This is a genomic window from Psychroserpens damuponensis (genome assembly GCF_000826655.1).
In the GTDB taxonomy this organism is placed as follows: Bacteria; Bacteroidota; Bacteroidia; order Flavobacteriales; family Flavobacteriaceae; genus Psychroserpens; species Psychroserpens damuponensis.
Map to the genome: position 1 here is coordinate 125,210 of NZ_JXJO01000016.1, position 21,426 is coordinate 146,635.

General features: G+C 32.2%; 23 protein-coding genes. 14 read left to right on the forward strand and 9 right to left on the reverse strand.

What is annotated here, in order from left to right; all coding sequences use genetic code 11:
- Nucleotides 1–84 precede the first annotated feature (84 nt).
- Together TD29_RS07420 and TD29_RS07425 are read left to right on the forward strand one after the other, a co-directional pair.
- The gene (locus tag TD29_RS07420; RefSeq protein ID WP_040279853.1) at nucleotides 85–915 is read left to right on the forward strand and encodes a glycosyltransferase family 2 protein; all 831 of its coding nucleotides are present in this window, start codon (nucleotides 85–87) and stop codon (nucleotides 913–915) included.
- A complete protein-coding gene (locus tag TD29_RS07425) occupies nucleotides 912–1,532 on the forward strand; it encodes a YrbL family protein (RefSeq protein WP_040279854.1) in 621 nt (206 codons plus the stop codon). Before TD29_RS07420 ends, TD29_RS07425 begins: the two co-directional genes overlap by 4 nt.
- Here the strand turns inward: TD29_RS07425 and TD29_RS07430 are convergent.
- Nucleotides 1,503–2,576 carry a glycosyltransferase family 9 protein gene (locus TD29_RS07430; RefSeq protein ID WP_040279855.1) on the reverse strand — a complete coding sequence of 358 codons (1,074 nt, stop codon included), beginning with the start codon at nucleotides 2,574–2,576 and terminating at the stop codon, nucleotides 1,503–1,505. The two genes, TD29_RS07425 and TD29_RS07430, sit on opposite strands and share 30 nt — an antisense overlap.
- A gap of 71 nt (nucleotides 2,577–2,647) precedes the next feature.
- On the reverse strand, nucleotides 2,648–3,463 hold the full coding sequence (locus TD29_RS07435; protein ID WP_040279856.1) for a 2,3,4,5-tetrahydropyridine-2,6-dicarboxylate N-succinyltransferase: 816 nt from the start codon (nucleotides 3,461–3,463) through the stop codon (nucleotides 2,648–2,650).
- 593 nt (nucleotides 3,464–4,056) lie between these two features.
- Here TD29_RS07435 and ruvX point away from each other — a divergent pair.
- The 4 genes from ruvX to mazG all read left to right on the forward strand — a co-directional run bounded on the left by ruvX (nucleotide 4,057) and on the right by mazG (nucleotide 6,435).
- The gene (gene ruvX / locus TD29_RS07440) at nucleotides 4,057–4,470 is read left to right on the forward strand and encodes a Holliday junction resolvase RuvX (protein WP_040279857.1); all 414 of its coding nucleotides are present in this window, start codon (nucleotides 4,057–4,059) and stop codon (nucleotides 4,468–4,470) included.
- Between the two features lie 65 nt (nucleotides 4,471–4,535).
- Nucleotides 4,536–5,126: a peptide deformylase gene (gene def / locus TD29_RS07445; RefSeq protein ID WP_040279858.1), complete on the forward strand. Its 591-nt coding sequence runs from the start codon at nucleotides 4,536–4,538 to the stop codon at nucleotides 5,124–5,126.
- A gap of 16 nt (nucleotides 5,127–5,142) precedes the next feature.
- On the forward strand, nucleotides 5,143–5,568 hold the full coding sequence (locus tag TD29_RS07450; RefSeq protein ID WP_040279859.1) for a DUF5606 family protein: 426 nt from the start codon (nucleotides 5,143–5,145) through the stop codon (nucleotides 5,566–5,568).
- A gap of 87 nt (nucleotides 5,569–5,655) precedes the next feature.
- Nucleotides 5,656–6,435, forward strand: a complete 780-nt coding sequence (gene mazG / locus TD29_RS07455; RefSeq protein WP_040279860.1) for a nucleoside triphosphate pyrophosphohydrolase — start codon at nucleotides 5,656–5,658, stop codon at nucleotides 6,433–6,435.
- Between the two features lie 352 nt (nucleotides 6,436–6,787).
- On the opposite strand, the gene TD29_RS07460 is transcribed toward mazG, so the two are convergent.
- Nucleotides 6,788–7,342: a thioredoxin family protein gene (locus tag TD29_RS07460; RefSeq protein ID WP_040279861.1), complete on the reverse strand. Its 555-nt coding sequence runs from the start codon at nucleotides 7,340–7,342 to the stop codon at nucleotides 6,788–6,790.
- A gap of 20 nt (nucleotides 7,343–7,362) precedes the next feature.
- Here TD29_RS07460 and TD29_RS07465 point away from each other — a divergent pair, with 20 nt between their 5' ends.
- Genes TD29_RS07465 through TD29_RS07475 form a run of 3 tightly spaced genes read left to right on the forward strand, consistent with a single transcriptional unit; the run spans nucleotide 7,363 to nucleotide 9,641 of the window.
- A complete protein-coding gene (locus TD29_RS07465) occupies nucleotides 7,363–7,698 on the forward strand; it encodes a tRNA-binding protein (RefSeq protein ID WP_040279862.1) in 336 nt (111 codons plus the stop codon).
- A 3-nt stretch (nucleotides 7,699–7,701) separates the two neighbouring features.
- On the forward strand, nucleotides 7,702–8,613 hold the full coding sequence (locus TD29_RS07470) for a bile acid:sodium symporter family protein (protein WP_040279863.1): 912 nt from the start codon (nucleotides 7,702–7,704) through the stop codon (nucleotides 8,611–8,613).
- Complete coding sequence (locus tag TD29_RS07475) at nucleotides 8,610–9,641, forward strand: lysophospholipid acyltransferase family protein (RefSeq protein ID WP_040279864.1); 1,032 nt, start codon at nucleotides 8,610–8,612, stop codon at nucleotides 9,639–9,641. The genes TD29_RS07470 and TD29_RS07475 overlap by 4 nt, the downstream gene beginning before the upstream one ends.
- A gap of 40 nt (nucleotides 9,642–9,681) precedes the next feature.
- Here TD29_RS07475 and TD29_RS07480 read toward each other — a convergent pair whose 3' ends face one another.
- The 3 genes from TD29_RS07480 to TD29_RS07490 all read right to left on the reverse strand — a co-directional run bounded on the left by TD29_RS07480 (nucleotide 9,682) and on the right by TD29_RS07490 (nucleotide 14,495).
- A complete protein-coding gene (locus TD29_RS07480; RefSeq protein ID WP_174435340.1) occupies nucleotides 9,682–12,186 on the reverse strand; it encodes a M14 family zinc carboxypeptidase in 2,505 nt (834 codons plus the stop codon).
- 81 nt (nucleotides 12,187–12,267) lie between these two features.
- Nucleotides 12,268–12,669 (reverse strand): PUR family DNA/RNA-binding protein, encoded by a 402-nt coding sequence (locus TD29_RS07485; protein ID WP_040279865.1) that lies wholly within the window; start codon nucleotides 12,667–12,669, stop codon nucleotides 12,268–12,270.
- 71 nt (nucleotides 12,670–12,740) lie between these two features.
- Nucleotides 12,741–14,495, reverse strand: coding sequence for an ABC transporter ATP-binding protein (locus tag TD29_RS07490; RefSeq protein ID WP_040279866.1), 1,755 nt, complete (start codon nucleotides 14,493–14,495; stop codon nucleotides 12,741–12,743).
- A 130-nt stretch (nucleotides 14,496–14,625) separates the two neighbouring features.
- On the opposite strand from TD29_RS07490, the gene TD29_RS07495 reads away from it, so the two are divergent.
- The 4 genes from TD29_RS07495 (at nucleotide 14,626) to yajC (ending at nucleotide 17,728) form a co-directional block, all read left to right on the forward strand.
- The gene (locus tag TD29_RS07495; protein WP_040279867.1) at nucleotides 14,626–15,729 is read left to right on the forward strand and encodes a Glu/Leu/Phe/Val family dehydrogenase; all 1,104 of its coding nucleotides are present in this window, start codon (nucleotides 14,626–14,628) and stop codon (nucleotides 15,727–15,729) included.
- Nucleotides 15,730–15,897: 168 nt separating this feature from the next.
- On the forward strand, nucleotides 15,898–16,809 hold the full coding sequence (gene nusB, locus TD29_RS07500; protein ID WP_084203424.1) for a transcription antitermination factor NusB: 912 nt from the start codon (nucleotides 15,898–15,900) through the stop codon (nucleotides 16,807–16,809).
- 126 nt (nucleotides 16,810–16,935) lie between these two features.
- A complete protein-coding gene (locus TD29_RS07505) occupies nucleotides 16,936–17,433 on the forward strand; it encodes a DUF1573 domain-containing protein (RefSeq protein ID WP_040279869.1) in 498 nt (165 codons plus the stop codon).
- A gap of 4 nt (nucleotides 17,434–17,437) precedes the next feature.
- Entirely contained in the window at nucleotides 17,438–17,728 is a 291-nt protein-coding gene (gene yajC / locus TD29_RS07510) for a preprotein translocase subunit YajC (protein ID WP_040279870.1), read from the forward strand.
- A gap of 86 nt (nucleotides 17,729–17,814) precedes the next feature.
- Here yajC and TD29_RS07515 read toward each other — a convergent pair whose 3' ends face one another.
- The 3 genes from TD29_RS07515 to pepT are packed head-to-tail and all read right to left on the reverse strand — an operon-like array spanning nucleotide 17,815 to nucleotide 20,254.
- Nucleotides 17,815–18,405 (reverse strand): YdeI/OmpD-associated family protein, encoded by a 591-nt coding sequence (locus tag TD29_RS07515; protein WP_040279871.1) that lies wholly within the window; start codon nucleotides 18,403–18,405, stop codon nucleotides 17,815–17,817.
- Nucleotides 18,402–18,995: a hypothetical protein gene (locus TD29_RS07520; RefSeq protein ID WP_040279872.1), complete on the reverse strand. Its 594-nt coding sequence runs from the start codon at nucleotides 18,993–18,995 to the stop codon at nucleotides 18,402–18,404. Before TD29_RS07520 ends, TD29_RS07515 begins: the two co-directional genes overlap by 4 nt.
- A gap of 14 nt (nucleotides 18,996–19,009) precedes the next feature.
- Nucleotides 19,010–20,254 (reverse strand): peptidase T, encoded by a 1,245-nt coding sequence (pepT, locus tag TD29_RS07525; protein ID WP_040279873.1) that lies wholly within the window; start codon nucleotides 20,252–20,254, stop codon nucleotides 19,010–19,012.
- 124 nt (nucleotides 20,255–20,378) lie between these two features.
- Here pepT and TD29_RS07530 point away from each other — a divergent pair, with 124 nt between their 5' ends.
- Nucleotides 20,379–21,422, forward strand: coding sequence for a quinone-dependent dihydroorotate dehydrogenase (locus TD29_RS07530; RefSeq protein ID WP_040279874.1), 1,044 nt, complete (start codon nucleotides 20,379–20,381; stop codon nucleotides 21,420–21,422).
- Nucleotides 21,423–21,426 lie beyond the last annotated feature (4 nt).

Consider the following 21,426-nt stretch of genomic DNA (forward strand, 5'->3'; position numbering starts at 1 on the left):
ATCCATATCTAGGGTTTAATATAAATTCTAATTTTTATGTAGATGTTACAAGTGACCTCTTTATAAAAACGGTACAACATACTCATGAAAACTATCGATACATCTGTAATTATTAGTACTTATAATAGCCCAATGTGGTTACAAAAAGTTTTGTGGAGTTTTGACCAGCAAACATTCAAAAATTTTGAAGTTGTTATTGCAGATGATGGTTCAGGTCAAGACACTAAAAACTTGATTGAAACCATGACAACTGAAGTGAGTTATCCCATCCAACATATTTGGCATGAAGACAATGGGTTTCAAAAAACCATCATTCTTAATAAAGCAACTGTAGCTGCAAAAGGTGATTACTTAGTGTATACAGATGGTGATTGTATGGCTCGAGCAGATTTTTTGCAAGTTCATATTAATAGGAGAGAAGTAGGTTATTTTTTATCTGGCGGATATTTTAAATTACCCATGAATATAAGTGAGCTCATTTCCGAAGAAGATATAAAAACGCAACGTTGTTTTGATATAAATTGGTTGCAATCTCACGGACTCAAATCGTCATTTAAAAATAATAAAATCACAGCAAAAGGAGTAAAGCAAAAATTGCTTAATGCGCTTACTCCAACTACTGCAACGTGGAATGGACATAATGCTTCTGGTTTTAAAAAAGATATTATTGCAGCTAACGGTTATGATGAGCGTATGCAATATGGAGGTGAAGATAGAGAACTTGGTGAGCGTTTGTTTAATGCAGGAATTAAAGCAAAACAAGTGCGCTACTCAGCTATTTGTTTGCATTTAGATCATGAAAGAGGATATGTGAAACCCGAAATGATTGAAAAAAATAAAGCAATTAGAGCAACGACTAAAAATGAAAACGTCACTAAAACGCCTTTTGGAATAAATACCTTAAATACGATATGATAATTTTAGAAGATAAGCTTTACATTTCTGAAGGATTGGCAAGAGTGGTGTATCAACATCCTAATGACAGTGATTTATGTGTTAAAATTGGTAAGCCAGAGGTCGATGTTAAACATCTTTATAAGGAAATTATTTATTATAATAAGATAAAACGTAAAGACGTCTCAAAATTTGAATATCCTTTTTATGCAAAATATCATGGAGAAATTGAAACGAATAAAGGTGTAGGTTTTGTTTATGATCTAATAAAAGATGAGGAGTCTCAACAAACGTCTAAAGTATTGAGGCAATATTTAGAAATGAAACCGTCTCCAATCTCAGACAATGTGTTTTTGAAAGAACTAAATCGTTTAAAGCAACAAATGATTACTCACAAGGTATTTGCTTCAGATTTGAGAGCTCGCAACATTTGTTGCAAACGTTTTAAAGATGGATCGGTAAGATTAATTATTGTAGATGGAATTGGGCATCGGGATTTTTTACCTTTCGCTGATTATTTGGGTTATTTTGCAAAGAAAAAAAATGAGCGTCGTTTTGAAAAAGCAAAACTAGTATCATTAGATGAACAGCGAGATTATATTAAAGCATTAAGAGATCGAGGAGATGTTATTGTTTAAAAAAACAATGAGTTGATCCATAAAATAATGTGGAGATAACTGTTCGTAAAGAGACTTTTGGTTTGATTTTAAAACCTTGGTCTTCTTATCTATAAATAAATCGGGCTGAAAATCTTTTAAATGCACAGACACATTTTTCTTGTTGTCTTCAAACATACTCCAGGCTTCTTTTAATATCCATGGAGAGAAAATTGTAAATGTTGGGACATCTAAAGCTTTTGCCATGTTAACAGCACCACCTTCATTACCAATTAAAGCTGTACAATGGTGCGTTATTGCTAGAAATTCGCGTAAGCTTTTTCCAAACACATCAAAGTAAATGTGTTGTTTGGTTTCGGCTTTACAAAAATTATAAACCGTTTTGGCTTCGTGCGCTTGTTTTGGAATATAATTAAATAAAATTTGTCCGTTAGTTTCCTCAACAATAGCATCAATAATATCTGCCATGTGCGACAAAGGATAGGTTTTATTGTCACCACTTCCTAATACGCTAATCATATATAATGGTTGCTCTAAATTAATTTTAGAACGAGTTAAAAGCAATTTAGCATTTTCAATTTCTTGAGGCTTTAGGTACACTTTAGGTTTTATACGCTGTGGTATGATTTCACACAAAGGTTGTAACATTTGTAATCTATTCTCTACCGCTAAACCAGCATTTGTTTTTGGTGTTTTAGCCTCGATAAAAGTATGCGTATAATAATGAGACGTGTACCATTTTTTCTTAGAAATTTTAATTTTTGCTCCCGAAAACTTGGTAATTAGATTACTAGAAAATTTAGAGTAGACATCAATAACAGCATCATATTTTTCTTTTTTTATTGCCTTTAAAAACGTGAGAAATTTAGATTTACTGTCTTCTATTTCTGGAGTGATAAATAAAAACTGATCTATAAATGGATTATTCTCAACCACAGGAAACGTATGTGAATTAATCACATAATGCAGCTCAGCATCTGGGTGTTCGGCTTTAAGCGCTTCAAACAAGATACTTGTGGTGAGCACGTCACCAATCATTTTTTGTTGTATGATTAAGATTTTCATTATTTTGAATCTTCAGTCTAAGGTTTTTAGGCTTAAGTTTATATGGCCAACTTAATACTGCTTACTAATTTTTAAACCGCAACATCATACTCACGCAACGCATCATTAAGCGACGTTTTCTTATTCGTGCTTTCTTTACGTTTACCTATAATTAGTGCACATGGTACTTGGTATTCACCTGCAGCAAATTTTTTGGTATAACTGCCAGGAATAACTACTGATCGTGCAGGAACTCTACCTTTCATTTCAATAGGTTCTTCACCTGTAACATCAATAATTTTTGTACTCATGGTTAACACTACATTAGCACCTAAAACAGCTTCTTTTTCAACATGAACACCTTCTACGACAATACAACGTGACCCAATAAATGCACCATCTTCAATAATCACTGGAGCAGCTTGTAAAGGTTCTAAAACACCACCAATACCAACACCACCAGAGAGATGTACGTTTTTGCCAATTTGTGCACAGCTACCAACAGTTGCCCAAGTATCAACCATAGTGCCTTCATCAACATAGGCACCAATATTTACATAACTAGGCATTAAAATTGTACCAGAAGAAATATAAGCACCATGACGAGCTACAGCATTTGGTACCACTCGTATACCTCTTTTTTGATAATCACGTTTTAAAGGAATTTTATCATGATACTCAAAAATACCAGCTTCTAGAGTTTCCATTTTTTGAATAGGGAAATATAATACAACTGCTTTTTTTACCCATTCGTTAACTTGCCAACCATCAACTGTGGGCTCAGCAACTCTTAAAGTACCTTCGTCTAATAAATCTATAACGCTTCTAATACTATCAATAGTGAGTTGATCTGTTAATAAAGATCTATCATCCCAAGCGCCTTCTATAATGTTTTGTAGTTGTTTCATTGTATTTTATATCTGCTATTTGTACAAATATAAGCCTATAATTTTGTTGAGTAAATTCAGAATAAATAAAAAAATAAAAAATAATGTGACCTATCCATAAAAGAGGTGTCTTATTAGTGTGAATTATTATTTACCGAGTATTTTCCCTAAACTAATACTTGGATGCTTTAATAATTAATAGCTAATTTTTGTAAAACCCTCCTATCCCTTAGGAGGGTTTTCTTTTTAAAATTAACGCTTAAAATAAAATGTGACCTGTTACATGTTGAGGTGTCTAAATGTGTAGTTGACAGTAAATTAGAGAATGCCTTATACCTCCTGCATTAATATAAATGCAATTCAAAAAAAAGTCTTTCTTAACCTCAAGAAAGGCTTTTTTGTATTAATTTAAATGTTTTTCTTCTGAAATGTGACTTATTAAAAACTATCGTGTCTTAAAAAATATATCATGAATTGTTTAAGGTAGAGGGTAGGCAATTTCATGTTATTAATTGATAGTTGATTATTTTGAAACTCTTCTTTAGTTTTTAAAGAAGAGTTTTTTTTGTTGCATTAAGATGGGTAACTCAATTAATAAGAATTAACTTTGTAGTATGGCGAGAGTTTTAGCATTAGATTACGGTACAAAACGAACAGGTATAGCAGTCACAGACGAGCTACAGATTATAGCTTCAGGCTTGACAACAGTTAACACTAAGGAGTTGATCGTGTTCTTAAAACAGTATATTTCCGAAGAAAACGTAGAATTATTTGTCGTTGGAGAACCAAAACAAATGAATAATGAAGCCTCTGAAAGTGAAGCGTCTATCGCTAAATTTTTAATAAGCTTAGAAAAAGCGATTCCGCAAATACCAATAAAACGTGTTGATGAACGCTTTACATCTAAAATGGCGTTTCAAACGATGATTGATAGTGGACTCAAAAAAAAACAACGACAAAATAAAGCCTTAATAGATGAGATTAGCGCAACAATTATATTACAGACATATTTGCAAAATCCATCTTAAATCCGTCTTAAAAATTCTTAAATAAGAAGAAGAATCGTATTTTTGCACCCGAAAATTACAATATAATGATATTACCAGTAGTTGCTTATGGCGACCCTGTTTTGAGAAAAAAAGCAGCGCCTATTACAAAAGATTATCCTAATCTAGATGCCCTTTTAGAAAACATGAAAGAAACCATGTATGGTGCTTTTGGTGTTGGTTTGGCGGCACCTCAAATAGGATTGCCAATTCGTTTGTTTCTTGTAGATACAGCACCTTTTGCTGAAGATGAAGTGTTTACCGAAGAAGAACAAGAGCAACTTAAAAATTTTCAACGTACGTTTATCAATGCCGAAATTTTACAAGAAGAAGGTGATGAATGGGCTTTTAATGAAGGCTGTTTGAGTATACCAGATGTGAGAGAAGATGTGTTTAGACAACCAAAAATAACGATCAAATATCAGGATGAGAATTTTGATACCCATACCGAGGTTTATGATGGTTTAATTGCAAGAGTGGTTCAACATGAATATGATCATATTGAAGGTGTATTATTTACCGATAAACTATCGTCACTCAAAAAACGATTGATAAAAGGGAAATTAACTAATATTTCCAAAGGAAAAATAAAAGTAGACTACAGAATGCGTTTTCCTTTAATGAAGAAAAAACGCTAATAGATATACATAAATTATGACATTAGATAAAATACTTTCCATTTCTGGAAAACCAGGATTATATAAAATTGTGACACAAACTCGTAATGGTTTTGTTGTAGAATCTTTAATTGATCAAAAAAAGACCTCTGTGAATATTCATAGTAATATTAGTGTATTAAGTGAAATAGCTGTGTATACATTAACCGAAGAGTTACCACTTAGGGAGGTTTTGAAAAAAATTAGAACTAAAGAAAACGCTAATCAAACATCAATTAGTCACAAAGATTCTAAAGATAAATTAGAAGAATTTTTCTTTGAAGTATTACCAGATTATGACGAAGATCGCGTGTATGCAAGTGATATTAAAAAAATTGTGCAATGGTACAATTTACTTCAAAAACATGATATGCTTGGTGCTTTAGATGAGGATAAAACCGATTCTACAAACGAAGAAGAATAACCTCGTTAATAGATTGTTCATATTAATTGTTGCTTAGAATTTCTATCTGAGTGAAACCATCGTATTTTTGAGTTTTAAAGAGATACTATGTCTAATAAAACACAACAATTAAAAGCCTTTGAGCGCTTACTCGTTATTATGGATGAGTTGCGCGAGCAATGCCCTTGGGATAAAAAGCAAACCCTTCAAACCCTTCGTCATTTAACTATTGAAGAAGTTTATGAACTTGGTGATGCTATCTTAGATAATGATTTGCAGGAAATAAAAAACGAACTAGGTGATGTTTTACTTCATATCGTATTTTATTCAAAAATTGGTAGTGAGAAAAACGCCTTTGATATCGCAGATGTTTGCAACAGTATTTGTGATAAACTTATACATCGTCATCCTCATATCTACGGAAATGTAACGGTTAAAGATGAAGCCGACGTCAAAAGAAACTGGGAGCAAATAAAACTTAAAGAAGGCAAAGGTAAAAAGAGCGTTTTAGAAGGTGTACCTAAAAGTTTGCCAGCAATGGTTAAAGCCAATAGAATTCAAGATAAAGTAGCAGGCGTAGGGTTTGATTGGGAAGAACCTCACCAAGTATTTGAAAAAGTGCAAGAAGAGCTTGGAGAATTACAAGTAGAGGTTGAGGCAAACAATAAAGATAATATAGAAAGTGAATTTGGAGACGTTCTATTTTCAATGATTAATTATGCACGCTTTTTAAACATAGATCCAGAAAGCGCATTAGAACGAACTAATAAAAAATTTATTAAACGTTTTCAGTATTTAGAACAAAAATCTAAAGATTTAAAAAAAGATTTATCTGCCATGACACTAGAAGAAATGGACGTTTATTGGGAAGAAGCGAAAAAAATATAACTTTTTTTCAGTTCTCGTAATCCAAACCTATAAAACAGCACGTATATAAACCAGATAGAAACTAATTATAGTTTCTTAATCATAAGTAGGTAATCTTAATGTAGTAGTTAAGCGGACGCATTAAGATTTAAAATTTAGTTTAGTTAGGGGTAAAATCCTGTCTGTGTATTCAGGCAGGATTTTATTATTTATTGATAATCTACCTTTAAAAGCCGAAAGACGCATTACAGGTACAGTTATAATTATCGCGATACATATCTACATCTTAATCCTTTTATTCAACAGTTAATGGATCACATGACAGAAACATTACACCTATAAATAATACACTGTAAAAAGTATTTTTCATTTCCTATTTCCATTTTATATTGCAACCAATGCTAGGTTTTTGGTCTTCGGAAATTGGCTTGTTATTTAAAATATGATCAAAGGTTGTACGAATATCTGTTCCGGTGAGTGCGATATCGTTTCCTGGTCTTGAGTCATCCAGTTGTCCTCTGTAAACTAATTTTAAATTACCATCAAACACAAAGAAATCTGGAGTACAAGCAGCATTATATGCTTTTGCTACATCTTGCGTTTGGTCATATAAATAAGGAAATATATAATCATTATCTATGGCAAACTGCTTCATAAACTTAGGGCCATCTTGAGGGTAATTATCAACATCATTACTAGAAATAGCGATGCAATTAATGCCTTTAGAAACATAATCTTTTGCTAATTGTGATAGTTGTGCATTTACATGAATTACAAACGGACAATGATTACAAATAAACATAACCAACGTACCCTTGAGACCTTTTGCTTCGTTTAAAGAAATTATAGTGTCATCAACAGTGTTTACTAATTTAAAATCGGGAGCTTTTGTACCTAACGGAAGCATATTTGATTGTGTGCGTGCCATATTTTTTATACTTTTAGTTTATGAATAATATAATAACTTTTGAAGACTTCACCAAGGTAGATTTACGAATTGGAACGATAATAGAGGTTAACGATTTTCCTAAGGCTCGACAACCAGCATATCAGTTACTTATCGATTTTGGAGAACTTGGTATTCGTAAGTCGTCAGCTCAAATCACAACCTTATACTCTAAACAGGATTTATTACAAAAGCAAATAGTTGCTGTTGTTAACTTTCCGAAGAAACAAATCGCAACATTTATGAGTGAATGTTTAGTATTAGGAGCTGTACAAGGGAAAGATGTTGTTTTATTAAACCCTGAAAATAGAGTTAAAAACGGATCGACCGTATCATAATTGATGGAGCAATTAGACAACGTAAAAATAAATTTTGACAGTCAAGGATTGTGGGTGCTAAACATGGCTCTAGCGGTTGTCATGTTTGGTGTTGCTTTGGGTATTTCGGTTAACGATTTTAAATCTTTATTAAAGCAACCAAAGTTGGTATTAGTGGGTATTTTAGCTCAATTTGCTTTGTTACCATTGTTGACATTTGTAATTGTTGTTCTAATTAAGCCACAACCTAGTATTGCTTTAGGAATGATGATGGTTGCTGCTTGTCCTGGTGGTAATATATCTAATTTCATGACGCATTTAGCTCATGGAAATACCGCGCTTTCAGTCTCGTTAACCGCTTTTGGAACATTACTAACGATAGTGTTAACGCCTTTAAATTTTCATTTGTATGCGAGTTTGTATGAGCCTACATCACAAATTTTAAGAGATGTGCAAATACAACCTTTTGAACTTATTAAATTAATCGTACTCATTTTAGGAATTCCACTTGTACTAGGAATGTTACTTAAATATAAAAACAATACGCTTGCTATAAAACTGTCTAAATTACTTAAACCCATTTCGATTTTAGTGTTTGTAGCTATTGTAGTTATTGCCTTTTCTAAAAATTTAGAGGTTTTTTATAATTATATACATTATGTTTTAATTATTGGTGTTTCACATAATGCATTAGCTATTTTGTTAGGGTTTTTGACAGCTAGATTATTTAGATTGTCATTTAAAGATCAAAAAACAATAGCCATAGAAACAGGTATCCAAAACTCAGGGTTGGGTTTATTACTCATTTTTGCATTTTTTAGTGGTTTAGGTGGTATGGCTATTATGGCTGCTTTTTGGGGAATTTGGCATATTGTTTCTGGATTACTGTTAGCGTTTTATTGGAGCCGTAAACCTTCTAAAATTGTTGTAGCTTGAAACAAATATGGCTGTTTAGTGTAAGAGCGTATTTACGCTTAGCGTTGTTTTTTTATTTTAAAAAAATTGAGATACAACATATTAATCGTGTTCCTAAAAATGAAGCTGTAATTTTTTTAGGCAATCATCAAAATGCATTGTTAGATGCCCTGTTGATAGCAACCAAAAACGGTCGTTTTTCTTATTTTTTAACTCGTGCATCGGTTTTTAATAAGCCCTTAGTAAGTAAAATATTGCAAAGTTTACAAATGCTTCCTGTATATCGAATAAGAGATGGTTGGGGAAATTTAAATAAAAATAATGCGGTGTTTTCTAAAACATCAAAGTTATTAAGTGAACGTAATGCGGTAGTAATTTTTCCTGAAGGTAGTCATCACTTAAATAGAACGGTTAGACCTCTAAGTAAAGGGTTTACCCGTATTATTTTTGAAACGTTGGAGCGTTATCCAAAAACTGAAATAAAATTGATTCCTGTAGGTCTTAACTTTAAACATGCCGAGAAATTTAGTGATACTGCTCTAATTCATTTTGGGAAACCTATAACTGTTGGTTTAGAATTGCTTGAAGATAAAGCTCAAAGTGTATTAAAATTAAAAGAAGAGGTATCACAACAGTTAAAAGAACTGACAATTCATATTGAAAATGACAATTACGAATTAACACTTCAGCAATTAAAAGATTTAAATGTAGATTTTACAAAACCAGAAACCGTCAATCAATGTATCGCAAATAACTTTAAAGATTGTAAACAAGCAAAACCCAAATTGGTGCATCCAATTAAACAAATAGCTAAAGTTTTATTAATCCTTAATTTGTTTGCTCCTTATTTGATTTGGAAAAAAATTGCCGAACCAAAAATTAAGGAAATTGAATTTACCTCTACATTTAGGTTTGCAATAGTTATCTCATTAGTGCCCATTTTTATAATCTTGGTCATGATTATTTTAGCACTTCTATTGTCTATTAAATTTGCATTTTTGTATGTAATTGCTGTTATTATTTTGGCTTTACTATCAGTTAAGCTATAAATTAAATTTCAAGTAGAAATATACCATAAGTATTTACAAATCACATTTCGTCTCTAAAAAATATGGCATTCATCAACAATTTATTTGTGCCATACCAAAACGCTCTAAAATTGGTGTTATCTGTAAAAACCACAACATTACCTCGACCCAAATGTTTCACTTTAAAAGGAACAGTTAAAGCTAAACTATCTAAGTTTGGTTTTGAAATATAACCACTTAACAATGGATTTTTTGTGTATTGTATTGGGTTGTTATAGCTTTGTTCATCAGCCTTCATAAATAGCGTATTGTTTCTAAATAGGGCAATTTTATCGTTTTTATAACCAAAATTAATGGGATGCGAACGATCAATCTGAGCTTCAAAAATGGCACCTCCAATATATTGCGCACCTCTATAATCACTACGTTGCTCAAAGCTAATATCATTAGCTTTACGCTCCATTTTTTTAAAATCTAGGCTTATAAATTCGCTGTTTTTTAGCCAATTTAATGCACTTCTAAAACCAATGAGTGTTCCGCCTTTTTGAACCCATTCTTTTAATTTTTTTGTCGCACTAGCATCAACACGTCCACTTGGTAAAATAATGGTATTATAACGGTCTAAATTTGCCCAATTTAATGCGCTGTTATCTAGTTTTGTTAATCGTATATCATAACGTTGATCAAATATATGCCACATCTCTCCAGCGTCATACGGACTAATGCCATCACCAACAATCATTGCGACTTTTGGCTGTTTAAGCGCTTTAAATTGATTGCTGCCTAAATCAATACCTTGCGTTAATCCTGTTGTTACTGCATCAATTTGAACGTGACTTTCTTCGGAAATGTTCTGTAAAAAGTTATAGAGTTCTGTTGCAGATTTATCTTGATTTTGAACAGGTATTAAAATCGTACCATAATCGTAAGATGTACCATTTATACTAAACTGTTTCATGGCTACTTTTGCTCGCAACCCAGAAGTTAAAATAGCGTTTAAGGCTTTTGGTGTATAATATTCATGCCATTCCATGAGGTATGCGTAATTGCTTTTTGCGGTAACGATTCCTGTTTTTAATTGTAAATCTTCAACTTTGTCACCTGCTTTAGAGGTTGAGATATTGTCATCATAATCCAATCCAAATGCTAAAGGAAACGTCCATGCAGATACATCGTAAAACAAACTGTCTTGAAATGTGGTGCGTTTTTCAAACATGGCATTAATCATTCGTGTGTTTTTTTGATTCTTCGGAATAATAAACGCATGTCCTTTTTTAAACCGTTTGCCATTACTCGTAAAGTTCTCCTTTAATTCATGAAACGCTATATGTTGGCGTTTTAAAATTTCGGCTAAATGATAGGTTTTTGCAGCATCCTTTTCATCTCCAAATACAATGGCTTTGTCGTTTTCTTTGGTGGCTTCGGTTCTTGCATTTTTATAGAAGTCATGTTGGTATTGGAGAATCTCTTCTCGCATATGTTGTGCAGCTTCTAATGTAGACAAAGCTGCTGTAAGTTGATTACGTATGGTGAATGGGAACGTTAAAATCCCGTTATCACTTTCTTGAATGTGTCCGCGAGAACTAGCTTGCTCAAACAAAATGCCAATGCCACCGTTGATATCTGGAAAGGTAGATCCTTTTCCGTAGTAAAAATCATCAAAACTCTCTTCGGTATAATATAACGAGCCGATTTTATCAAAGGCTTTGGCGTGAAAATTTCCAATATTTTTAGTGAGTTCTTGGTTTAGTTTTGGAGTAAGTGGATGTGTTCTTGATGGAATACCAGGTTGAAAAAAGAAACTGGCATTGGTTCCCATTTCGTGATGATCTGTAAGAATATTTGGCAACCATTTATGAAAACTTGCAATACGAGCTTGCGACTCTGGCAATTGTACTGGTAGCCAATCTCTATTCATATCAAACCAATAATGATTGGTTCGTCCGCCAGGCCAAACTTCGTCGTACTCTCGGTCATTAGGATCTGGATTTAAGTTTTTGCTTTTATTGGTGTTAGCCCAATACGCAAAACGTTGTAACCCATCAGGATTTAATGCAGGATCAAATAAAATAACCGTATTTTCTAGAAGTGTTTTAACGTCTTCATTTTGAGCTGCAGCAAGATGATAAGCTGCTAACATTGCTGCATTAGATCCACTTGCTTCATTACCATGAATTGAAAATCCTTGATAGACAACTATTGGCATATTGCTTGTGTTTATAGTGTTTTCTTCGGTCGCAGCAATATGTGTTGCTCTAATAGATTCTAAGTTTTTGTGATTCTCGGGAGACGTAATGGTGAGTAGGAGTAGAGGTCTGCCTTCAAAGGTTGTACCTCTGTTTTCTATTGAAATCCTGTTTGACGATTTTGCTAAAGCTTGCATATAATACACGAGCTTATCGTGTGTAATGTGCCACTCGCCAACTTGATGACCTATAACAGATTGTGGTGTTGGTATTGACTGATCATATGTAGTATCTTGAGATAGATAATAGGATAAATCGTTTTGAGATTGAGCACTAATACTAAAGATAGAAAGCACAAATAGAAAGAAAGTTAGTCTCATAGAAGGAGTTGATTAGTTTATAAAAATAGAAAAACCGTTACTCAATGAATAACGGTTTATATAATTTAACAATTGAATGTTTTAGATATCTTCAAAATTGATGTCTGTGAATTTTTCGGCAGAATCAGAAGTATTAATAGATTCTCCGCCTTCTGTAATATCGTTTGGTTTAGAGTAATCTTCTTTTTTGAAATCTTTTTGATGACGTTCACTTATAACTTCATCCCCTTTTTCAGTTATAATATAATCGGTCATTTCTTTTAAAATTTCATTAAACTCAGCAAAATCTTCTTTGTATAAATAGATTTTATGTTTTTTGTAATGAAACGATCCGTCATCGTTGGTGAATTTTTTACTTTCAGTAATAGTAAGATAATAATCTTCTGCCTTAGTCGCTCTAACGTCAAAAAAATAGGTTCGTCGTCCTGCTCTTAAGACTTTTGAGAAAATTTCTTCTTTCTCCATCATTCCGTGATCACTCATAGCTAATTTTTAATTTTTGAATTGATTGTTCACCAAAAATCTAAAAAAAAAGATTAGTAAGCAACAAATAACTATATTTCTTTTGTGCTTAGTTGTTTTACGTATAGTTCTTTGTAGTAACCATCTAGGTTAACAAGAGATTCATGCGTTCCTTTTTGAATAATTTTGCCGTCATCTAAAACAATAATTTTATCTGCGTTTTTAGCAGAAGAGACACGATGACTTACAATGATTGTCGTTTTGTTTTTAGAAACTTCTCGTAAACTTTTAAGGATTTTTTCTTCAGTTTCGGTATCAACAGCCGATAAGCAGTCGTCAAAAAGCATGATTTCTGGAGCTTTGATGATGGCTCTTGCTATAGAGATACGTTGTTTTTGTCCGCCAGAAAGTGTGACACCACGTTCTCCTAATTTGGTTTTGTAGCCATTAGTGAATTTTATTATGTTTTTGTGTACATCTGCATTTTTGGCTGCTTTGATAACAGCTTCTTCGGTAGCATCTTCTTTTCCAAACATGATATTGTTTTCAATAGTATCAGAAAATAAAAAAGCATCTTGAGGCACATAGCCTATATGATCACGTAAACTTTTAAGGTTAATTTGATTTATTTGAGTGCCATCAATCAAAATTTGACCTTCTTGCACATCATATAATCTACCAATCAAATCTAGAATGGTTGATTTTCCAGAACCTGTTTTTCCTAGTATAGCCAGTGTTTCTCCTTTTTTAAGAGAGAAACTAACGTTGTCTAGAGCTTTAATATTAGTATCAGGATATACATAGGTAACAGCTTTAAAATCAATATTTCCATTGATGTTCGTAGGAGTTGAAATTAAGTTTTTAACTTCAGGCTCTTCTTTTAAAAATTGATTGATTCGTTTTTGAGACGCTTCGGCTTGTTGAACTAAATTTGTAACCCATCCTACTGTCGCAACTGGCCACGTTAACATGTTTACATAAATTAAAAACTCTGCAATGGTTCCAATTTCTTTAATTTCACCATTAATATATTGCATGCCTCCAATGTAAGCAACAAGTACATTACTCAACCCAATAAGTAAAATCATGGAAGGGAAAAAGAGCGCTTGTACCTTTGTTAGATCAATTTGCTTTTGTTTACTTTCTTCGGAAAGTTTATTAAACTCATCATAGTTTCTTTGTTCAATTCCGTAGGACTTAATAACAGAAATACCACTAAAAGATTCTTGCGTATAAGCGGATAGGTGAGATAAATATTCTTGAACAACTCTACTTCGATTATTGATTACTCTACTTAATTTATAGATAATGAAAGAGAGTAGAGGTAGAGGTAAAACAGTATATAAGGTTAATTTAGGAGCTACACTTATCATATATATTAACGCTACGATAAATAGTGTCACAGTATTGATTGTATACATAATAGCAGGACCAGCATACATTCTAACTTTACCAACATCTTCACTTATTCTATTCATCAAATCACCAGTTTTATTAGCCTTGTAAAAGTTTAGTGATAGGTTTTGATACTGTTGATAGATTTCATTTTTTAAATCATATTCGATAAAACGAGATACATTTATAATTGTTTGTCTCATTAAAAATGTAAAGATTCCTGCAATAACAGCGGCTCCAATAAGATAGCCAATATTTAAGGCTAGTTCTTGTCTAAAAACGGCTTCTGAAATGTTACCATTTAATTTATTGGAGATTGTAGTAATGGCTTTACCTATATACCTTGGAGTAAACAATGCAAATATTTTAGCGCCAATCGTAATTAAGATTCCTAAAAGCAATCTATAGCGGTACTTTTTAAAATATTTGTTGATGTGTTTTAGTTCTTTCATTAATCTTTTTGAAACTTAAATATTAACAATTTATTATTTTTAATATCTATTTTTTGCTAATACTCTAATATTGGGTTATTTTTGCTCGCTATTTTACACATAATTAAAATAAACACTTAATCTACATACAATGACAACAGATGTTTTAAGTACTAAAGAACTATCAAAAATTGACCCAGTTTTTGGACAGTTATCTTTTGATAATCATGAACAAATCGTTTTTTGCAACGACAAAGATACTGGTTTAAAAGCAATAATTGGAATTCATAACACAGTTTTGGGACCTGCACTTGGCGGTACTCGAATGTGGAATTATAATAACGAGTGGGAAGCACTTAATGATGTTTTAAGGCTTTCTCGTGGTATGACTTTCAAATCAGCAATCACAGGTTTAAATCTTGGTGGAGGAAAAGCAGTCGTCATTGGTGATGCTAAAACTCAAAAAACACCAGAACTTATGAAAAAGTTTGGTGAGTTTGTTCACGGTTTAAGCGGAAAATATATTACCGCCGAAGATGTGGGTATGACTACCGAAGATATGGATCTTGTAAGAGAAGTTACGCCATATGTAACTGGTATTTCAGAAAGCAAAGGTGGCGCAGGAAATCCATCTCCAATCACAGCTTATGGTGTTTTTATGGGAATGAAAGCTGCTGCCAAATTTAAGTATGGAAGCGATATTCTTGAAGATAAAAATGTTTTTGTTCAAGGTATTGGTCATGTTGGAGAATCTCTAGTAGAGCATTTAACCAACGAAGGTGCTAAGGTTACTATTTCGGACATTAACCAAGAACGTTTGGAAGAAGTACGTTCTAAATACGATGTCACGATTTACGGTGGGCATGATATCTATAGTGAACCAATGGATATTTATGCACCATGTGCTTTAGGAGCTACTATAAATGATGACACCATCTATAAATTAAGAGCAGATATTATTGCTGGAGCAGCAAACAACCAGTTAGCTGACGAAGTGAAGCATGGTAAGCTGTTACAAGAAAAGAATATTTTATACGCTCCAGATTTTTTAATTAACGCAGGTGGTATCATTAATGTTTACGCAGAGTTAGAAAATTATGACAAGCAAGAGATCATGCGTAAAACTGAAAATATCTATAATACGACTTTAGAAATATTAGATCGTGCAAAAGCTAGTCAAATAACTACAAATGCAGCAGCTATGAGTCTTGCAAAAGAACGTATAGAGACAAGAAAAAGAGAACAACAAAAATAAAAATAATACAAACTAAAATAGTTTGCATAATTTAAAATTATAGTATTTTTGCAAAGCAAATTTGTACACTCAACTTTTAAAGTTCAGTTTATAAATTTGCTTTTATTTTTTATTAATTAATAGTTCTTTGTAACCATGTTAAACAGACGACATATTCGTATTAAAGTAATGCAAACACTTTATGCATCAAAAGGTGGAGAAAGTGATAATGTAAGAATTAACGAAAAATTTCTTCTACAGAGTCTTGATAGCATGTATGATTTATTTATAGCACAATTATCGTTATTGATTGAAGTGCATAAAAAGTCTATTGATATTTTAGATAAAACACAAAATAAATTATTACCTACTAAGGCAGATAAAAATCCTAACTCTAAGTTTGTAAATAATGAGGTGTTAGTTCTTTTAAGCTCTAATGAATTATTGTTAGAATTGATAGAAGACCAAAAAGTAAATCTTTGGTATTTAGATTTTGAATACGTAGATGTCATCTATAAGTCTATTCTTAAAAATGATCTTTATAAAGAGTACATGTCTACCAAAACATCAACTTTTAAAGATGACAAGGCTTTTATCATTGATTTGTTTACAGAAGTTATAGCGCCTAATGATAAATTATATGATTTCTTTGAAGATAAACGCATTACATGGCTAGATGATCTTCCTGTTGTGAATACGGCAATACTTAAGATTTTAAAGAAAGTAAAAGCTTCATCTGGAGGAAAATTCTTTACACCAAAATTATATAAAGACTTGGAAGATAGAGATTTTGGAGTAGAGTTGTTGAAAAAAACATTACTGAATCAATCTAAGTTTAGTGAAGAAATAGGGTCTAAAACCAAAAATTGGGATGCAGATCGTATCACTCAAATTGATACGATATTAATGCAAATGGCTATTTGTGAATTTCAAAAATTCCCATCGATCCCAGTAAAAGTAACAATTAACGAGTATTTAGAAATCGCTAAAGAATATTCTACACCAAAAAGTAGTACCTTTATTAACGGTATTTTAGATAAAATTGTTAAAAGTTATACTGCAGATGGACAACTAAATAAAATAGGAAGAGGTTTAATGTAATCCCTTTTATTTTATAGGTTGTAGAGTGTTAATGTTTTGTTTGAAAATGGTCTAAAAATTTTAATTACATGAAATTATTAGTACATTTGACTTCTCGAATCAAAAATTATCTAAAATAATAAAGCAATGAAAAAAACAATTTTAGCGTTAAGCGCATTATGTTTAGTAGCTTTTACATCTTGTAAAGAAGATGCAACAAGCAAAATCAAATCAGAAAATGTAGCAGTAGCAGCTGAGAGAGATGCAACAGCAGGAGATTTTCCTGTAATTTCTTTCACTGAAACTGAACACGATTTTGGAACTATCGTTAATGGTACTCCAGTAGAAACAAAATTTAGCTACACTAATACAGGTAAAACACCTTTAGTAGTAAGTAATATTAAAAGTACATGTGGATGTACAGTACCTTCAGATTGGAACAGAAGCCCATTAGCTCCAGGTGAGTCTGCTGAGTTTACTGTAAAATTTAACGGTAAAGGTTCAAACCAAGTACAAAAGTCAATTACTTTAACAACGAACACAGAAAAAGGTTCGGAAATTGTTAAAATTAAAGCTTTTGTCGAGCCAGATCCTAATGCACCAGCTAAAAAAGCAGGTACGACATCAATTAAATCTGTAAAGTAATTTTATGGGATCAATTGGAGATTTTTTACCTTTTATAGCCATGTTTGCTGTCGTGTATTTCTTTATGATTGCACCACAGATGAAACGAGCAAAGCAAGAAAAGAAGTTTGCTGCTGAGCTAAAAAAAGGTGATAAAGTTGTAACAAAAAGTGGTATGCATGGTAAAGTTGTTGATCTAAACGAGAAAGACAATAGCTGTGTTATCGAAACTCTTGCAGGAAAAATTAAGTTTGAACGATCTGCTATTTCTATGGAAATAAGTAGAAAATTAAATACGCCTGCTACAGTAAAATAAAATTTATATAATCTATATATTAAAAACTCCGAAAGTTCGCTTTCGGAGTTTTTTTGTTTGAGTTAAAATGTTAGTCTATTAACAGCTCAACATTTTTTATACTTATCATGTAAACCAGCGCCTTTTAAAATCATAGGTTTGATTTTATCTAACCTTGAAAATTTTGTAGCATCTCGTTTTGCTTCACTAATATAATTACAATACTCTCTTTGACATGAAGGAGTTAATGCCTTGAACGCAGTTTTAAAATCGGCATTTGAGTTTAACACTTCGCTTATCAAATCTGGTACGATAACATCCTTTTTTGTAATTCGTTTCGGTTTAAACGCTTGATTTTCTATAGCTTCTTTAACGTAACTTAAAACAGCAGTTTCATTGATGTCACTTATAGATTTAAAGCGCATTTGGCGCATGCCTTTGGTCTTGTCTTCTTGAGCATTATTGAGTAAATCATGTTCGTCTTTTAGAAAAACACCTTGATGAAAAAATATGCAGAAATGCTTTTTAAATGCGCCTAGCCCTAAAACATTTTTACCATTTAAGCAATACGCAGGAGCACTCCATTTAATCGTTTCTTCTAAATCTGTGGTGTTTATAATTTCACGTAGTAAAGTCAGTTCTTGAGAAAAATTTGAGTTCACTTCTATATATTCTTCTACGGAATTTACTTTTTTCATTTTCTAATTAGTTTAGATATGCCTCTAGCAATTAATTCGCGTACTAATTCTTCATTTTTAGGATTAAAATAGAATTTTTCTTTATCTACAATTTCTATGACTTCTGTAATATTATTAATTACTGAAAATGAAATTTGTCCATTATTTCGATCTCCATAAATACCATTTATTTCAACTAATAGAGTGTATTTTTTATTTGGAACAATAATTTCCTCTGGAGCTTTCATTATCCAATTAGGATGTGAAAATTTGTCATGAATAACTTTTTCTAAAACTTTATTTTTTTTCTTTTGATTGAGTGCATCTAAATCAGTTGTTATAATATCACTAGTATTTAGCTCTGCTTTTAATATGTTTGTAATCATATCGTTAAATGCAGTCACGTCTTTAGATACAAAATAATGTTCACCATTATTCACATAACGAAGTTGAACAATTGGAGCGATTAAATTAAGACTATCTTTATCGAAATAACGTTTTTGGTAATTATTTTCAATTCCTATAAAATAATTTTTATTAGTTGAAACTTTTTTGCTTTTGCAAGAATATATTGTAGTTATTATACAAATAAGTAGGATTACTTTTTTCATGCTATTCTATAATTTTATTTCAAAGCCTTTTCTGCAGTCAACTCCACAATTTTACAAATGACTTCAGTTGCTTTAATCATACTTTCTACTGGTACGTATTCATATCGTCCATGGAAATTATGTCCACCAGCAAAAATATTTGGGCATGGTAATCCCATATAACTCAGTTGAGAACCATCGGTTCCGCCTCTTATTGGTTTTATAAGTGGTTCAATATCTAAGGCTTTCATAGCTTCTTCAGCAACATCAACAATATGCATTACAGGTACGACCTTTTCTTTCATATTGAAATATTGGTCTTTAATTTGGATGGTAATTACTTCTCGTTCGTACTGTTCGTTTATAGCATCTGTTAGCTTTTGCAAGACTTCTTTTCTAGCTTCAAAATGATCTTTGTCATGATCTCTAATAATATATTGTAAAATGGTCTCATCAACGCTACCATCTATATTATGAAGATGGAAAAATCCTTGATAACCTTCAGTATGTTCTGGCGTTTCCATTCGAGGTAACGAATTAATAAATTCTGTTGCTATGTACATAGAATTTACCATTTTGCCTTTAGCATAACCAGGATGCACAATTTTACCCTTGATATATACTTTTGCTCCTGCAGCATTAAAATTCTCGTATTCTAATTCTCCAAGTTGGCTTCCATCCATTGTATAAGCCCAATCTGCACCAAATTTTGCAACGTCAAATTTATGAGCACCACGACCAATTTCTTCGTCTGGAGTGAAGCCTACTCTAATTTTTCCGTGTTTAATTTCTGGGGTATTGATAAGATGTTCCATGGCAGAAATTATTTCTGTGATGCCTGCTTTATCGTCTGCACCAAGAAGTGTTGTACCATCTGTAGTGATTATAGTTTGACCTTTATATTGTAATAGGTCTTCAAAATAATCTGGTGAAAGCACAATGTTTTCCGAAGCATTTAAAATAATATCTTTACCATCATAATCGTCTATAATTTGAGGGTTTACATTGGCTCCTGTAAAATCTGGCGTAGTATCAAAATGTGATACAAAACCAATTGTTGGCACATCGTGATCTACATTACTTGGCAAAGTAGCCATGATATACGCATTGTCATCAATTGTGACATCGCTCATGCCAATAGCTTTTAGCTCATCTACAAGCGCATTTGCTAAATCCCATTGTTTGGCTGTACTGGGTGTAGTCTCGCTTTCTGGGTCTGATTCTGTGTCAACGGTTACGTAACTTATAAATCGTTTTGTGATGTCTTTTTTTGAAATCATAACGTATGTTTTTTTCTTTTTTGAATTGGAGTGAAAGATAATAAACCAATGCTTAATTATTAAACCTAAAGTTAGGGATTATATTCAAAAATGTATATTATTTTTGCAATAGAAAAGATTTAAAATGTACAAGCTTCTACTAAGACCGATATTATTTTGCTTTGATCCTGAAAAAGTTCACTATTTCACCTTTTCTTTAATTAGAAATGTATCTAAAATACCAGGATTTTCAACATTATTTAGAAATTTATATCAGGTTACAGATGCGTCCTTAGAACGTGAAGTTTTTGGACTAAAATTTAATAATCCTGTCGGACTTGCAGCAGGTTTTGATAAGAATGCAGTACTGTATAATGAATTAGCGAATTTTGGTTTTGGGTTTATTGAAATTGGTACTGTGACTCCAAAAGGTCAAGTAGGAAATCCTAAAAAACGCTTATTTAGACTGAAGGATGATAAAGGAATTATCAACCGAATGGGTTTTAATAACGAGGGTTTAGAAACGGCAATTACACAATTAAAAAAGAATAAAGGCAACCTCATCATAGGAGGGAATATTGGTAAAAATACAGATACCAAGCCAGAAGATTACACGAAAGATTACATCACTTGTTTTAACGGCTTGCATCCTTATGTTGATTATTTTGTGCTCAACGTGAGTTGTCCAAATGTAGGCAGTCATGCAAAATTAAATGATAAAGCGTATCTTTTAGAGCTCATTTATGCAGTACAAAAAGCAAATAGAGCATTTGAAATACAAAAACCAATAGTTTTAAAAATAGCACCAGACTTAAACGACCAGCAGCTCGATGAGATAGTTGAGCTTATTGCTGAAACGAGCCTGGATGGAGTTATAGCAAGTAATACATCTATAGATAGATCGGGTTTAAAAGCGACTGATGAGCGTTTAGCTGAAATTGGAAATGGTGGATTAAGTGGGCAACCTATTAAAGAAAAATCGACACGAGTTATTAAATATCTTTCAGAAAAAAGCAATAAAGCATTCCCGATAATTGGAGTAGGAGGTATACATTCTGCTAAAGATGCATTAGAGAAAATTGAAGCTGGAGCTAGTTTAGTGCAAGTGTATACAGGTTTTATTTATGAAGGACCTAGATTGATTAAAAATATCAATAAGGCGCTTGTAAAAAAACGAACTAACGGTTAAGTTA

Bases quoted from the DNA above. Each gene is read 5' to 3' on its own strand.
- TD29_RS07420 (WP_040279853.1), top strand. From the start codon at position 85: ATGAAAACTATCGATACATCTGTAATTATTAGTACTTATAATAGCCCA.
- TD29_RS07425 (WP_040279854.1), top strand. From the start codon at position 912: ATGATAATTTTAGAAGATAAGCTTTACATTTCTGAAGGATTGGCAAGA.
- TD29_RS07430 (WP_040279855.1), bottom strand. From the start codon at position 2,576: ATGAAAATCTTAATCATACAACAAAAAATGATTGGTGACGTGCTCACC.
- TD29_RS07435 (WP_040279856.1), bottom strand. From the start codon at position 3,463: ATGAAACAACTACAAAACATTATAGAAGGCGCTTGGGATGATAGATCT.
- ruvX (WP_040279857.1), top strand. From the start codon at position 4,057: ATGGCGAGAGTTTTAGCATTAGATTACGGTACAAAACGAACAGGTATA.
- def (WP_040279858.1), top strand. From the start codon at position 4,536: ATGATATTACCAGTAGTTGCTTATGGCGACCCTGTTTTGAGAAAAAAA.
- TD29_RS07450 (WP_040279859.1), top strand. From the start codon at position 5,143: ATGACATTAGATAAAATACTTTCCATTTCTGGAAAACCAGGATTATAT.
- mazG (WP_040279860.1), top strand. From the start codon at position 5,656: ATGTCTAATAAAACACAACAATTAAAAGCCTTTGAGCGCTTACTCGTT.
- TD29_RS07460 (WP_040279861.1), bottom strand. From the start codon at position 7,342: ATGGCACGCACACAATCAAATATGCTTCCGTTAGGTACAAAAGCTCCC.
- TD29_RS07465 (WP_040279862.1), top strand. From the start codon at position 7,363: ATGAATAATATAATAACTTTTGAAGACTTCACCAAGGTAGATTTACGA.
- TD29_RS07470 (WP_040279863.1), top strand. From the start codon at position 7,702: ATGGAGCAATTAGACAACGTAAAAATAAATTTTGACAGTCAAGGATTG.
- TD29_RS07480 (WP_174435340.1), bottom strand. From the start codon at position 12,186: ATGAGACTAACTTTCTTTCTATTTGTGCTTTCTATCTTTAGTATTAGT.
- TD29_RS07485 (WP_040279865.1), bottom strand. From the start codon at position 12,669: ATGAGTGATCACGGAATGATGGAGAAAGAAGAAATTTTCTCAAAAGTC.
- TD29_RS07490 (WP_040279866.1), bottom strand. From the start codon at position 14,495: ATGAAAGAACTAAAACACATCAACAAATATTTTAAAAAGTACCGCTAT.
- TD29_RS07495 (WP_040279867.1), top strand. From the start codon at position 14,626: ATGACAACAGATGTTTTAAGTACTAAAGAACTATCAAAAATTGACCCA.
- nusB (WP_084203424.1), top strand. From the start codon at position 15,898: ATGCAAACACTTTATGCATCAAAAGGTGGAGAAAGTGATAATGTAAGA.
- TD29_RS07505 (WP_040279869.1), top strand. From the start codon at position 16,936: ATGAAAAAAACAATTTTAGCGTTAAGCGCATTATGTTTAGTAGCTTTT.
- yajC (WP_040279870.1), top strand. From the start codon at position 17,438: ATGGGATCAATTGGAGATTTTTTACCTTTTATAGCCATGTTTGCTGTC.
- TD29_RS07515 (WP_040279871.1), bottom strand. From the start codon at position 18,405: ATGAAAAAAGTAAATTCCGTAGAAGAATATATAGAAGTGAACTCAAAT.
- TD29_RS07520 (WP_040279872.1), bottom strand. From the start codon at position 18,995: ATGAAAAAAGTAATCCTACTTATTTGTATAATAACTACAATATATTCT.
- pepT (WP_040279873.1), bottom strand. From the start codon at position 20,254: ATGATTTCAAAAAAAGACATCACAAAACGATTTATAAGTTACGTAACC.
- TD29_RS07530 (WP_040279874.1), top strand. From the start codon at position 20,379: ATGTACAAGCTTCTACTAAGACCGATATTATTTTGCTTTGATCCTGAA.